We start from the raw sequence: 13,063 nt of genomic DNA, 5'->3' as shown, positions 1-13,063 counted from the left end.
GGTCTTATTGATCTTGCGTCGGCAGCCAGGTGCCAGGAATGACGCGCGAATGTCCGCGGAATTCCGCGATGACGGTGTCGCCCGCGGTCACGCGCACGTCGTAGATCCCGGACCGGCCGCCGCGGGTGATCTCCCGCGCCTTCGCAACGAGGCGGTCACCGAGCTTGCCCGGCTTGATGAAGGTGATCTGCCCCTGCGCGGCGACCACGCGCTCGTTGTGCGAGTTGCAGGCAAAGGCGAAGGCCGAATCGGCGAGAGTGAAGATGAAGCCGCCATGGGCGATGCGCTGGCCGTTGACCATGTCCGGCCGCACCGTCATGGCAAGCGTCGCAAAGCCCGGGCCGATATCGACGATCTCCATGCCGAGACCTTTGGAGGCATCGTCCTCGGCCCACATTGCCTCTCCGCAGGCGCGGGCGATATCCTCAGGCGACAGGGCGGCTTTGACGTTCACGCGCTTCTCCCGGCTGTTTACACGCAATGTTCTGCTGGTTGGACAGCACTGTCAAACATGGTCGTAATCGACGACGACGCGCTCCGTGGACGGCTTGGCCTGACAGGTGAGAACAAAACCGGCCTTGAGCTCCCACGGTTCCAGCGAATAGTTGATGTCCATCGGCGCTTCTCCCTCGACCAGCTTGGCGCGACAGGTCGAGCACATGCCGCCCTTGCAGGCGAACGGCAGATCGACCCCGGCGCGCAGCGCGGCATCGAGGATGGCCTCGTCCTCCGCAACCGGCACATCGCGGCGCTTGCCGTCGATGATCAACGAGGCGATCGCCCTGGGCGGCGCGTCGGGCGCGACGACCTTCTTCGGCCGCGGCTTGCCACCGAATTCGGAGACGAAGCGCTCGACGTGAATCCGCTCGTCCGCGATGCCGAGGGCGCGGCAGGTCGCCCCGATCTCCTCGCTCATGCCAAGGGGACCGCAGACGAAGACATGATCGACGCTTTCCGCCGGCACCAGCGAGCGCAGCAGCACCCTCACCTTCTCGCCGTCGAGCCGGCCATGCAGGATCGGGATGTCCTGCTCCTCGCCGGAGATGACGTGGAAGATCGAGAGGCGATCGATGAAGCGATCCTTCAGCTCCTCTAGCGCTTCGAGGAACATGATGTTGTCGGTGGTGCGGTTGCCGTAGAACAGGAAGAAGCGACTGTCCGGCTCACGCGCCAGCACGCCCTTCACGATCGACAGGATCGGCGTGATGCCGGAGCCCGCGGCGAAGCCGACATGGATGCGCGCGCCATCCGCCGGCGGCACCACACCGAAGCGGCCTGTCGGCGTCATCACGTCCAACTCGTCGCCGCATTTGAGATCTTCGGCTGCCCAGCTCGAAAACGCGCCGCCATCAACCCTCTTCACGGCGATGCGGATCTCGCCATCATCGGGGCCGGAGCAGATGGAGTAGGAGCGGCGCACCTCCTCGCCGTCCAGCATCGTGCGCAGCGTCAGATACTGGCCGGGCGTGAAGGCGTAGTCGCCAGCGAGTTCGCCGGGAATGGCAAAGGTCATCGAGATAGCATCGGACGCCTCCCTACGGAGGTCGCTGACGGCCAGGCGGTGGAAGCGCGGTGCGGCTGCGGACATCATGGGCACTCTACATTGGTCTCACCGCCGTCATTGCGAGGAGCCCTTGCGAGGAAGCAATCCAGACTGTCTCTGCGGAGATAGTCTGGATTGCTTCGCTGCGCTCGCAATGACGATGGAGTTGGCATCGTGCGCCTCTCAATGACACTTGAAATAATCAAAAGGTTCGCGGCAGGTCTGGCAGCGCCACAGCGCCTTACAGGAGGTCGAGCCGAATTCGGACAGCAGCTCGGTCTTGTCAGAGCCGCATTGCGGGCACGCGACCACCTGCTCACCGAACAGCGCACGGCGCGAGCGCGAGGCTTGTGGCGGCGCGATGCCGTAGGCGCGCAGCTTCTCACGACCCTCCTGGCTCATCCAGTCGGTGGTCCAGGCCGGCGACAGCACGGTTCGCACCCTGGGATGACGAAAACCGGCGCGCTCCAGCGCGACCTCAATTTCGAGCGCAATCATGTTCATGGCCGGGCAGCCCGAATAGGTCGGCGTGATCGCGACCTCGACATGATCGCCGTCGAGAATGACGTCACGGAGCACACCGAGATCGGCAATGCTCAACACCGGGATTTCCGGATCGACCACGCTCGCGGCGGCCTCCCAGGCGCGCTGGCGCAGCGCGGCGTTGTCATCGACCGCCGTCACCATGTCAGCCCCGGAAAGGTTCGCTGCATCGATTGCAGCTCCGACAGCAGATGGCCGAGATGCTCGCTGTGGCGACCGGAGCGGCCGCCCTGCTGCATCCAGTCGTTCTGCGGCAGCGTGAGCGTTGCTTCACGGGTGATGTCCGAGAGCGTCGTCAGCCAGCGGCCGCGCAAGGTGGCGGGGTCGATGGCAATGCCGGCATGGATCAGGGCGCGCTCGCCGTCGTCGACGGCAAACATCTCGCCGGTAAAGGCCCAGAGATGGTCGATCGCTCCTTGCGCGCGGGCGTGGCTCTCGTCGGTGCCGTCGCCAAGCCGGATGATCCATTCCGAGGCATGGCGAAGATGATAGGCGCTCTCCTTCTCGGACTTGGCCGCAATCGCCGCCAGAGTCGTATCGCGCGAAGCCATCATCGCGCGCCAGTAGAGATCGGCAAAGGAGGAATAGAGGAACTGGCGTACCAGCGTCTGGGCGAAGTCGCCGTTGGGCTGCTCGACCAGCAGGAGATTGCGGTACTGCCGCACGTCGCGCAGGTAAGCGAGCTTGTCCTCGTCGTTCTCCATGCCTTCAGCCTTGGCGGCATAAGTATAGAGCTCGCGCGCCTGGCCGATGAGGTCGAGCGCGATGTTGGAGAGCGCCATATCCTCTTCCAGCATCGGCGCGTGCCCGCACCATTCCGACAACCTGTGACCGAGGATCAACGCGTCGTCGGCGCGGCGCAGCGCGTAGAGCACCAGCGGCGTTTCGGCGACCCGGATGTTGGCGACCGACATCACATGTGCCCCACTTCGTCCGGCACCTCATAAAACGTTGGATGCCGGTAGATCTTCGACTCCGCCGGCTCGAACATCATGCCCTTCTCGGCGGGATCGCTCGCGGTGATCGCAGTGGACGGCACCACCCAGATCGACAGGCCCTCGCCACGCCGGGTGTAGATGTCGCGCGCGGCCTGCAGGGCCATGGTCGCGTCGCTCGCATGCAGCGATCCCACGTGCTTGTGCGCGAGCCCGTTGCGGCTGCGAATGAAGACTTCCCACAGCGGCGTGTTCGGCGTGGCCATATCGATCTCCCTATTCCGCGGCTTGCGCGGTTTGACGCTGAGCGCGCTTGGCGGCATAAGTGGCCGCCGCCTCGCGCACCCAGGCGCCCTCCTCGTGCGCCTTGCGGCGCGCGGCCATGCGGTCGCGGTTGCACGGGCCATTGCCAGCGAGCACCTGCTTGAACTCGGTCCAGTCGATCTCGCTGTAGCGCCAGTGCCCTTCGGCATCCTGAACCATGCCGGGATCGGGAATGGTGAGGCCGAGATATTGCGCCTGCGGCACGGTGGCATCGACGAATTTCTGGCGCAGCTCGTCGTTCGAGAAGCGCTTGATCTTCCACTTGGTCGAGGTGTCGCTGTGCTGGCTCGTGGCATCAGGCGGGCCGAACATCATCAGCACCGGCCACCACCAGCGGTTCAGCGCATCCTGCGCCATCGCCTTCTGTTCGCCCGAGCCGCGGCACAGCGTCACCATGATCTCGTAGCCCTGGCGCTGGTGGAACGATTCCTCCTTGCAGACGCGGATCATCGCGCGGGCATAGGGCCCGTAGGAGCAGCGGCACAGCGGGATCTGGTTCATGATCGCGGCGCCGTCGACCAGCCAACCGATCGTGCCGATGTCGGCCCAGGTCAGCGTCGGATAGTTGAAGATCGAGGAATACTTTGCCTTGCCCGCGAGCATCGCGTCGACCAGCTCTTCCCGCGATGAGCCAAGCGTCTCGGCGGCGGCGTAAAGATAGAGCCCATGGCCGCACTCGTCCTGCACCTTGGCGAGCAACGCCGCCTTGCGGCGCAACGTTGGCGCGCGGGTGATCCAGTTGCCCTCGGGAAGCATCCCGACGATTTCGGAATGCGCGTGCTGGGAGATCTGACGGGTGAGCGTCTTGCGGTAGGCCGCCGGCATCCAGTCGTTCGGCTCGATACGTTCTTCGGCATCGATGCGGGCCTGGAACTGCGCAGCCTTGGTCGCGTCTTCGAGACCGCGATCGTCGGTCTCGGCCATGTTCAGCGCCTGGGTATACATGCGCGTCCTCCCGTTTTATGGGAGGCAATATATAACAGAAATTACGTTATGCAAGATATTTCTGTAACATAAAGATCAGGTGCCGAACCTCCGTTCCAGCAGTTTCCGCGCCGCCGGCAATGGCCCCTTCTCGTTGGTCGCATGGCCATCAAGCCATTTTTCCGACGGCGCAAGCAGCGCGCGATAAATCTCGCCGCAGAGCGCGCGCGCGGCCCTGCCCGGCCAGTCCGCCGGCAGCAGGCTCTCCGGCAGCAGCGGATCGCGCAACACGACGCGGCGGTAATAGTGGATCAGCAGGATGCGCGCAGTGAAGGCCTCGGCCTCGGACAAGTCCGTGCCGCGGCCGATCGCGGCGCGCAGCGGCTCGAACGTCTTCATGAATTTCAGATAGGCATCCGCGGTGCGGTCCAGCGGCCAGCTCGCGCTGAGCAGGCGGCGGCCACTGTCGTCCTCCGCGGAGACTTCGAGACGGATCGCGCCGGCGGCCTCCTCCGGCACCGGCACGCCTGACGGCGCGACCCACACGCCCGGCAGCGGACTGCCGAAGCCGGCATTGCGCAGCGCTTCGCGCGAGGCGTCGCGGTCCTCGCCATTGCCGATCAACAGCAGCTCGAAGCGCCCGGTCCAGTCCGATGGCGGCGGATCGTAGATGTGGCGCGTGGCGGCCTCGAAGGTTTGCCGACCCTTGTCGGCCAAGCGATAGAAACTGTTGCGGCCGACCTTTTCGCGCGTCAGCCAGCCGTCGGCGGCAAGGCGAGACATCGCGGTGCGAACGACGCCGCTGTCGATGTCCAGGCTTTCGAAGAATTCCAGCAGCGTGCCCAACCACACGGAGCCGCCGCGCGGCACGATGGCGTCTCCGAACACGGTGATGACGATGGAGCCGGTGCGCGAGGGTTCGCGCTTGAGCTGGTCGATGATGCGGGAAAGCGGATGCGCCATGCGCGAGGCATAGCGCGTTTGGTGCAGGTGCGACAATGGACGGCAGCGACGGCTCTTCCCCTTCTCCCGCGCAGGTCCGCCGAAGCTTTAGCGAAGGCGGATGCGGGGGGAGGCGAAGAAACCTACCGATGCGGATCCGGATAGGCGAGGCTGCGCCAGCCGCTGCGGTCGAAGGGGCGCCACTGGCCTTCCTTCTGTGCGAGCCGGTCCGCCACGGCATAGACCGCAGCGGGATGATGGCCCATGCCGCAATGACTGCTCTCGACCTCGATGCTCTCGGTCTGCGCGCCCGACTTCTCCATGCAGCCTTGCCAGGCGCAGACACCATCGGTGCGGCTGAAGATGGCGGTGGTCGGCACCGGCGGCGGCACCGCGAGTTCGCCGCCGAAGTGCGGATCGACCTCGTCGGCCTTGCGGCCGCTCGCCCATTCATAGACCCGCCAGGCATTGGTCGAACGGGGGTCGCCCGCGAACGGGCTGCCGAGCGTGATGACCTGGCGCACGCGCTCGGGCATCATCTTGGCGAGCTGACGCGCATAGAGGCCGCCAAGGCTCCAGCCGACCAGGCTGATCTTGCGGCCATGCCTGTCGCTGAGCTCCTCGACCAGATCGATCATCGCATGCTGCACGCCCGGACGGAGACCGTAGTTGCGGCCCTGGCGCCAGCCGCTCACCGCGTAGCCCTTGCCGGTGAGGAACGTGCGCAGCGCGCGCGTGGATGCGTCCGAGGCTACGAGGCCCGGCAGCACCAGCACCGGATGGCCGTCGCCGCGCGGCGCAAGACTCAGGAGCGGCAGCGCGCCGAGAAATGCGCCGAACTCGTGGATCGCGCGCCCTTCCAGAAACATCAGGGTACGGGATGGCGGACGCAGCGTCTGGGCAGTAGCGGTCATCGATGTTTCCCCTGGAGAAGGCTCCGGCTGCGATGCCGGCAATGGGCATGAATTCCAATACGCCGGCTTCTTGAATGTTCCGCAACGCAACATGAATCAGCTAGGCGGCCGGTTCCCGACATTCAAGCGGGAGAGTCGCGGGGCGGCAATAGGCCCGCGTGTTAATGCTAACGGCCGTGACGCAAAAGTCACAACAATCGAAGCAGGGTCTCTACGGAGTAGAGCGCAACCCCGGCGAGCCCCCCGATCAGCGAGCCGTTGAAACGGATGTATTGCAGGTCGCGGCCGATGTTGATTTCGATCAGCGAAATCAGCTGCGTCATATTCCACGCCTTGACCTGGTCGGAGATGAAGGTGGAGACGCCGCTCTTCTGGTCGGCGACGAAGCTGCGCAGCACCGTCACCAGCCCCTTGTTGATCTCACCGCGCAGCTCGGCATCGCCGGCGAGCGCCTCGCCTGCCGAGACGAACATGCCTGCGAGATGATGCTGCAGCACCTGCGTCTCGCCGCTCGCGCTGCGCTCGATGAAGGAACGAGTGTTGGCCCAGACGGTGCGGGCGAGATCGGCAAGCTCAGGCCGCGCCAGCAAATCGCGCTTCAAGGCGTCGATGCGGTCGATATAGGCCTGATCGGTCCCGAGCCGGTCGACGAAGTTCAGCACCATACGATCAAACTCGCCACGGAACGGATGCTTGGGATCGCTGCGCACCTCGTTGAAGAAGGCGGTGGCGGAGGCCACGATCTTGTTCACCAGAAACTTGTCGGCACGATAGAGATTGAGCAGGGTCGGCAACTCCGCGCGCACTTTCTCGCGGATCATCGCCATCGTCTCTTTCTGGTTCAGCGTCTCATGCATCACGCGCAGGAGATCGTCGAACAGGATCTGGTGCCGCCCCTCCGCAACGAAGCCGCGCAGCGTGCCGGCCGCGAGCGGGGCGAGGTCGATCGCCTGGAGCTGCGAGGACATGCGGCGGATGATGAAGGTCATCAGGCCGGAGCTTTCCGTCGCCGACACCGCCTCCGGCAACAGGCGTAGCGCGAAGCGCGCAAGATCATCGCTGCGTTTGCGGTCGCGCAGCCAGTCGGCGACGAAGGAGCCGAAATCGATCTCATTCAGCTTGGCCTCGACGGGACCCGCCTCGAGGAAATGCACCTGAATGAATTCGCCGAGCTTGTCGGCGATGCGGGCCTGGTTGCTCTGGATGATCGCGGTGTGCGGGATCGGCAGGCCGAGCGGCCGCTTGAACAGCGCGACCACCGCATACCAGTCGGCGAGCCCGCCGATGGTCGCAGCTTCCGCGAAGGCTGCAATGAAGCCGAACACGGGATGCACCGGCAGCAACCACTTCGCAACGATGAAGACCAGCAGCGTCGAGGCCAGCACCAGCGTCGCCAGCGCCTTCACGCGGCGCAGCTCGGCCGCGCGTTCGGCATCGCCGGGGGTGTCGAAGGAGAAGGTGGCGGGTGCGTTCATGGCAGCATCACAGTACTCGTCATTGCAAGCGAAGCGAAGCAATCCAGTCCGCCTCCGCGGAAAGACTCTGGATTGCTTCGTCGCTTCGCTCCTCGCAACGACGGCGGCGCAAAAACAAAAGGCCCGCCGAAGCGGGCCTCAAATTCAGTTTGTACTCAGGGCGCCAGATCAGGCAGTCTTGTTGTAGACCTTGGCAAAGTTGTCCTGAGCGGACTTCGCACCGTTGGCGGCGAGCTTGCCGAGATAGTCGGCGGTCGCCTTGGCGCGCGAGACAAACGCTTCGCCGCGGGCGCGGAGCAGGCTCGACTGGATCTCGACGGCTTCGCTGACCGACTTGGCGGACGCGAGCTTGTCGATGCCCGAGAAGAACGCCTCGGCGTCCTCGTAGATCGCCTGCTGGATGTTGCGGCTGATCTTGCCGGCCTCAGCAACGGACTCGGTCACCGCGTTCTCGACGGCGGCGGTCACGCGCTCGGAGCCAGCGAAAGCCTCGGCAGCACGGTCCTTGGCAGTGTTGGCGGTCTTCTTGACGAATTCGCGGGCGGCCTCGGGAACTTCCAGGTTCTGGATGTTCTTGAAAGCGTCCTTGAAGCCCTCGAAAGCGGTGTTGGTTTCAGTGGTCATGGGGTTCTCTCCATCCTCATTGGGTTGAGCTATGGCTCACCCCGTCCGCATTGGCCCGGGGCACGTCTTATATGGCATACTCAATTGTGCGATGCAATATTCATATTGCACTGCGGTATCACGAAATCGTGAAAAGCCTTGCCGGGAGGCATCCTGATGCCTCCCTAGCCAATGAGGTCCGCGATCGGTCCGACTTGGACCTAATGCTGAAGAGCGGACCTAATGCTGGACCGCGGTCCGAGTGCTGGACGGCGCTCCCAGTGCTGAACGGCGCTCCCAGTGCTGGACGGCGCTGCTAGTGCTGGACGGCGCGGCTAGTGCTGGACGGCACCTGGCAGCCCATAAGCCTCCATCTGGGCCTGGACCTGCGCAATGTTGTGGCCGAGCACGACAATGTCGTGGGTCTTGCCGTCGACGTCCCGGACATGATCCCGCAGCAGCGCCTCGGCCTTGAAGCCTAGGCTCTCAAAGAGCGCGATCGCCGCCTGCTGGTCCACCGTCATCTGGACCGAGAGCTTTTCCAGCCCCGCCCCGAGTGCGAGGGCAAAGGTCTCCTGCGACAGCGCCTTGCCCACTCCCTTGCCGCGCACGTCGGGGGACACCACCATGCGGATCTCGCCGACATGGGGCGACCAGGAGTGCGGATCGCGCACCAGCGTGCCGCAGCCGACGACGTCGCCGTCCCTGACCGCGAGCAGGCTCGTGATCGCGCCGCGCTCGATCTCCTTGACCCAGGCTGACAGCACTTTCGGTTCGCTGATGTTGCGCGGCAGGAACAACAGGTCATGGGTCGGCAGGCCCTTGCCGAAGGCCAGCACCGCGGCTTCGTCCGCAGGTGACATCAGACGGATCTCGATATCGCCGGCGTCGGTCTTGACGTGACGCGGATAGGAACGCTGCTCGCTCATGTCGATCTCTTCCCCAGCCAGGAATCCAGTTTCGGCCACAGCCGCTTTACGGCGTTGGCTCCCGCGACCAGCGAGACGTGACCGCCCTTCAGCATCACCTCTTCCTTGTCCGCCGAGCCGATCTTGGCGATCAGGTGCTTTGCGGCGTCATAGGGCACGATGTGGTCGTGCTCGGCGACCGCATGCAGGATCGGCACCTTGATGTCCTCGAGCCTGGCCGCACGGCCACCCACCGACATGGTGTCGTTGAACAGCTTGTTGTCCCACATCAGGTCCTTGGTGATGGCGCGGAAATACTCGCCGGCCAGCGGCAGCGTATCGGTCGCCCAGCGGTCGAACATGCGGTAGGACTTCACGAACTCGTCGTTCCAGATGTTTTCCCAGAGCTGGATCTGGCTCACCGTGCGCGAGGCGGGGCGCAGCATCTCGAACGAGGACAGGATCATCTCCGGCGGCACGTTGCCCACGCTGTCGACAAGGTGGTCAACGTCGAAATAGCGGCGGTCGGAGAAGTTCGAGAACAGCTTCATCTCGCGGAAATCGATCGGCGTGGTGAAGCAGATCAAATTCTTCATCGGCCCGTCCTTGTGGATCGAGCCGTAGAGCAGCGAGAGCACGCCACCGAAGCAATAGCCGATGACGGAGACGTCCTGCTCGCCGGAATCGGCCTGCACGCGGCGGATGCAGTCGGGGATGAAGTCGAGGACGTAGTCCTCCATCCGCAGGCTCTTCTCCTCCGGCCGCGGCGCGCTCCAGTCGAGCATGTAGACGTCATAGCCGCGCTTCAGCAGGAACTCGATGAAGCTCTGGCCGGGCACGAGGTCGAGGATGTAGCCGCGGTTGGTGGTCGCCATCACGATCAGCACCGGCACGCGGTAGATCTCGTCCGACATCGGCCGGTAGTGATAGAGGCTCATGGTGCCGCGCGAATGCAGCACGTCCTTGGGCGTCGAGCCGAGCGAAGGGCCAGAGGTCGAGAAATACTCGACGCCCTTGATGCTGCGCTGGATGGCGCGCTGCACCTCGGACTGGATGCGCTCCGGGATGGACGCGAAATCAAGCCCCGCCGGCGCGTTCATGTCTGTCCTCCGTTTTCGGAGGGCGGACGCTTCGTCCGCGGCGGCCGCAATGCGGAATCGGTCCCTTGTGCCACGCCCGCACTTGCTGCGATCTGGCTCAGCATCAACTTGATCTCGCCGATCTGGCCTTCGATGGCCTGCAGCCTCTCAGCAAGGCCGGTGACCTGCTCGCGGCTCGGCAGGTTCATCGTAACCAGGTATTTCTCCATGAGGTCGCCGAGCTGCTTCTGAGCACCTGCAGCAACTCCGCCCGCACGGTTCATAGCTTGCGAAAACTCGGGCGACGACATGGCCTGGTTGGCGAAGGAATTGAACCCCTTCTCCATCTCCCCCATCATCTTCTGCCACATGGCGACGGGGTCATTGGTCTTGTCGGTCATCGGCGTCCTCCTGAAATCGAGAGCTGCGATGCCCTTCTTTTCCGCCATACCACACCGTTGCGCGGGGCCGGTCAACCGGCAAGCGGCGGAGGCGTCGTCGCGCATGCGCTTCTTTGCGGCGGCAAACCGTGCGATACAGCATCGACAGCAGGAGGGACCCAGTGACCGCCCATCAGCCGCCCCAGACCGTCCGCGCCAACGGCATCGACATCTGTTACGAGATCTTCGGCAACGACAATGCCGAGCCGCTGCTGCTGATCATGGGCCTGGGAGCGCAGATGATCCATTGGGACGATGCGTTCTGCGAGCAGCTCGCCACGCACGGCTTCCGGGTGATCCGCTTCGACAATCGCGACATCGGCAAGTCGAGCCATCTCACCGGCGGCAAGCGACTGACGCCGCTCGAGCTGCTGAAGCTGCGCTTCCTCCGGATTCCCGTGGCCGCAACCTACAAGCTGATCGACATGGCCAAGGACACGGTCGGCCTGATGGATGCGCTCGGCATCAAATCGGCGCATCTGGTCGGGGCATCCATGGGCGGCATGATCGCGCAGGAGGTGACGCTGTCGTTTCCGCAGCGCGTGCGCTCGCTGACCTCGATCATGTCGACCACGGGCAATCCGCGCATACCGCCGCCGACACGCGAGGCCGCGGCGATGCTGATGGCGCCGCCGCCGCGCAGCAAGGAGGAGTTCATGGTCCGCTTCGGTCAGACCTGGAAGGTGCTGCGCGCGGGGTCGTTCCCCGAAGAGGAAGCGCTCGACCCTGGCCGTGCCGAGCGCGTGTTCGCGCGCGGGCTCAATCCGGCCGGCGTAGGCCGGCAGCTTCGCGCCGTGCTTGCCTCCGGCAGCCGCAAGGAGCGGCTGCACGCTGTGACGACCCCGACGCTCGTCATTCACGGCACGGTCGATCCGCTGGTCCATCCCGAAGGCGGCAAGGACACGGCGGCGTCAATTCCGAACGCAAAGCTGTTGATGATCCCGGGCATGGGCCACGCGCTGCCGATGCGCTTCTGGCCGGAGATCATCGGCGCCATCGACAAGCATGCGCATGGCGCAGCAGCGCGGGCGGCATAGATCGACGCGGGTGGTCTCTCGCGGTGACCATGTGAGCTGCCGGTGACTGTCTTAACGGAAGCCGGCATGAAAGCTATAGAGGCCCCTCGATCACAACAGAGGCTGCGGCCTCTCGGAGTCCGCATGCATCTCACCGTCCGCCCGCTCGCAATGATCGCGGCTTCCATTCTCATGCTGTGCCTCGGCAGCGGCGCTGCGCTGGCCGCAAGCGCGCAGGAAGAAGCCAACCGCGCCGCCGTGCTTGCCTTCTACGAGAAGGGCCTCAACCAGAAGGATGCGGATGCGGCCATCGCCTATATCGGCAACCGTTACGTCCAGCACAATCCCAATGCCCCGGACGGCCCAGACGGCTTCCGGAAGTTCATCGGCTTCCTCCGTGAAAAACTTCCGAACGCGCACAGCGAGATCAAGCGCAGCTTCGTGGATGGCGACTACGTCATCCTGCACGTCCACTCCGTTCGCGAGCCCGGGACCAGGGGCCGCGCCATCGTGGATATCTTCAAGCTGGAGGACGGCAAGATCGTCGAACACTGGGACGTCGTGCAGGACATTCCTGAAAATCCGGCAAACGGCAACACGATGTTCTAGCCCTCGTTCTGCCCCCTCTTCGCGATCCAGATCACGTGCCGCGCGCCGCCGCCTCTGCCGGTGGCCCGGACGTTGACCTCGTTGACGTCGAAGCCGGCGCTGCGAAGGCGTCTGGTGAATGCTGGGTTCGGTCCTGACGACCACACGGCGAGGACGCCGCCAGGCCGCAGCGCCGCCTTCGCGGCCGTCAATCCGCTCGCATTGTAGAGCGCATCATTGCCCTTCCGGGTCAGCCCCTCCGGCCCGTTGTCGACATCGAGCAGAATGGCGTCGAAGGCCGAGCGCTGCGCCCGGATGATTTCGCCGACATCGGTCTCGCGGATCCTTACCCTGACATCGTCGAGGCTGTCGCCGAAGACCTCCGCCATCGGGCCGCGTGCCCAGGCGACGACCGACGGGACCAGCTCCGAAACCACGATCTTCGCCTTGTCTCCGAGCACGGCCAGCGCCGCACGCAGCGTAAAGCCCATGCCGAGACCGCCGATGAGGACGACGGGCTTCGCGACCTTTTCGATCTGCTTGGCGGCAAGGGTTGCGAGCGCAGCTTCCGAGCCCGACAGGCGGCTGTTCATCAGCTCGTTGGTGCCGAGCTTGATGGAGAACTCCTTGCCCCGCCGCATCAGGCGGAGCTCCTCATCGGAGCCGGGGATTTTGGCGGTGTCGATCTTTTCCCAGGGAATCATGGGAGAGCATTAGCATGATTTGGCTCGTAGCCCGGATGGAGCGAAGCGCGATCCGGGAAACACTCTCGTGAGGAAAGACCACCCCGGATTCGCCGCGCTCCATCCGGGCTACAAGATCGCGCCTC

Annotated in this window: 16 protein-coding genes; 2 read left to right on the top strand and 14 right to left on the bottom strand. The window is 64.6% G+C overall.

Translation table 11 applies throughout. The features are described 5' to 3' along the window. Positions 1 to 4: 4 nt before the first annotated feature. From paaI to A5906_RS17480, 13 genes are all read right to left on the bottom strand, one after another. Positions 5 to 454 carry a hydroxyphenylacetyl-CoA thioesterase PaaI gene (gene paaI, locus A5906_RS17540; protein WP_080136642.1) on the bottom strand — a complete coding sequence of 150 codons (450 nt, stop codon included), beginning with the start codon at positions 452 to 454 and terminating at the stop codon, positions 5 to 7. Between the two features lie 51 nt (positions 455 to 505). Continuing rightward, on the bottom strand, positions 506 to 1,588 hold the full coding sequence (paaE, locus tag A5906_RS17535; protein ID WP_080136867.1) for a 1,2-phenylacetyl-CoA epoxidase subunit PaaE: 1,083 nt from the start codon (positions 1,586 to 1,588) through the stop codon (positions 506 to 508). A gap of 138 nt (positions 1,589 to 1,726) precedes the next feature. Next, positions 1,727 to 2,230 carry a 1,2-phenylacetyl-CoA epoxidase subunit PaaD gene (gene paaD / locus A5906_RS17530; RefSeq protein WP_080136641.1) on the bottom strand — a complete coding sequence of 168 codons (504 nt, stop codon included), beginning with the start codon at positions 2,228 to 2,230 and terminating at the stop codon, positions 1,727 to 1,729. Continuing rightward, a complete protein-coding gene (gene paaC / locus A5906_RS17525) occupies positions 2,224 to 3,000 on the bottom strand; it encodes a 1,2-phenylacetyl-CoA epoxidase subunit PaaC (RefSeq protein ID WP_080136640.1) in 777 nt (258 codons plus the stop codon). Before paaC ends, paaD begins: the two co-directional genes overlap by 7 nt. Further along, positions 3,000 to 3,287, bottom strand: coding sequence for a 1,2-phenylacetyl-CoA epoxidase subunit PaaB (gene paaB, locus A5906_RS17520; protein WP_080136639.1), 288 nt, complete (start codon positions 3,285 to 3,287; stop codon positions 3,000 to 3,002). Before paaB ends, paaC begins: the two co-directional genes overlap by 1 nt. A gap of 10 nt (positions 3,288 to 3,297) precedes the next feature. Next, positions 3,298 to 4,290: a 1,2-phenylacetyl-CoA epoxidase subunit PaaA gene (paaA, locus tag A5906_RS17515; RefSeq protein ID WP_080136638.1), complete on the bottom strand. Its 993-nt coding sequence runs from the start codon at positions 4,288 to 4,290 to the stop codon at positions 3,298 to 3,300. A 75-nt stretch (positions 4,291 to 4,365) separates the two neighbouring features. Then, positions 4,366 to 5,232 carry a phenylacetic acid degradation operon negative regulatory protein PaaX gene (gene paaX, locus A5906_RS17510; RefSeq protein WP_080136637.1) on the bottom strand — a complete coding sequence of 289 codons (867 nt, stop codon included), beginning with the start codon at positions 5,230 to 5,232 and terminating at the stop codon, positions 4,366 to 4,368. 122 nt (positions 5,233 to 5,354) lie between these two features. Beyond that, a complete protein-coding gene (locus tag A5906_RS17505; protein ID WP_080136636.1) occupies positions 5,355 to 6,125 on the bottom strand; it encodes an esterase/lipase family protein in 771 nt (256 codons plus the stop codon). A gap of 188 nt (positions 6,126 to 6,313) precedes the next feature. Continuing rightward, positions 6,314 to 7,600, bottom strand: a complete 1,287-nt coding sequence (locus tag A5906_RS17500) for a DUF445 domain-containing protein (protein WP_080136635.1) — start codon at positions 7,598 to 7,600, stop codon at positions 6,314 to 6,316. Positions 7,601 to 7,768: 168 nt separating this feature from the next. Then, on the bottom strand, positions 7,769 to 8,224 hold the full coding sequence (locus A5906_RS17495) for a phasin (RefSeq protein WP_080136634.1): 456 nt from the start codon (positions 8,222 to 8,224) through the stop codon (positions 7,769 to 7,771). 314 nt (positions 8,225 to 8,538) lie between these two features. Beyond that, entirely contained in the window at positions 8,539 to 9,132 is a 594-nt protein-coding gene (locus tag A5906_RS17490) for a GNAT family N-acetyltransferase (protein WP_080136633.1), read from the bottom strand. Continuing rightward, positions 9,129 to 10,211 (bottom strand): PHA/PHB synthase family protein, encoded by a 1,083-nt coding sequence (locus tag A5906_RS17485; RefSeq protein ID WP_080136632.1) that lies wholly within the window; start codon positions 10,209 to 10,211, stop codon positions 9,129 to 9,131. Before A5906_RS17485 ends, A5906_RS17490 begins: the two co-directional genes overlap by 4 nt. Next, positions 10,208 to 10,591, bottom strand: a complete 384-nt coding sequence (locus A5906_RS17480; RefSeq protein ID WP_080136866.1) for a hypothetical protein — start codon at positions 10,589 to 10,591, stop codon at positions 10,208 to 10,210. The genes A5906_RS17485 and A5906_RS17480 overlap by 4 nt, the downstream gene beginning before the upstream one ends. A 161-nt stretch (positions 10,592 to 10,752) precedes the next feature. Here A5906_RS17480 and A5906_RS17475 point away from each other — a divergent pair, with 161 nt between their 5' ends. After that, the gene (locus A5906_RS17475) at positions 10,753 to 11,667 is read left to right on the top strand and encodes an alpha/beta fold hydrolase (protein ID WP_080136631.1); all 915 of its coding nucleotides are present in this window, start codon (positions 10,753 to 10,755) and stop codon (positions 11,665 to 11,667) included. A 123-nt stretch (positions 11,668 to 11,790) separates the two neighbouring features. Further along, positions 11,791 to 12,255 carry a nuclear transport factor 2 family protein gene (locus A5906_RS17470; protein WP_080136630.1) on the top strand — a complete coding sequence of 155 codons (465 nt, stop codon included), beginning with the start codon at positions 11,791 to 11,793 and terminating at the stop codon, positions 12,253 to 12,255. Here the strand turns inward: A5906_RS17470 and A5906_RS17465 are convergent. Continuing rightward, the gene (locus A5906_RS17465; protein ID WP_080136629.1) at positions 12,252 to 12,938 is read right to left on the bottom strand and encodes a spermidine synthase; all 687 of its coding nucleotides are present in this window, start codon (positions 12,936 to 12,938) and stop codon (positions 12,252 to 12,254) included. The two genes, A5906_RS17470 and A5906_RS17465, sit on opposite strands and share 4 nt — an antisense overlap. Between the last annotated feature and the right edge of the window lie 125 nt (positions 12,939 to 13,063).

It is taken from the genome of Bradyrhizobium sacchari (genome assembly GCF_002068095.1).
GTDB classification, from domain to species: Bacteria; Pseudomonadota; Alphaproteobacteria; order Rhizobiales; family Xanthobacteraceae; genus Bradyrhizobium; species Bradyrhizobium sacchari.
Note: the sequence above shows the minus strand (reverse complement) of the source record. Positions and strands in the feature narration are given on the sequence as shown.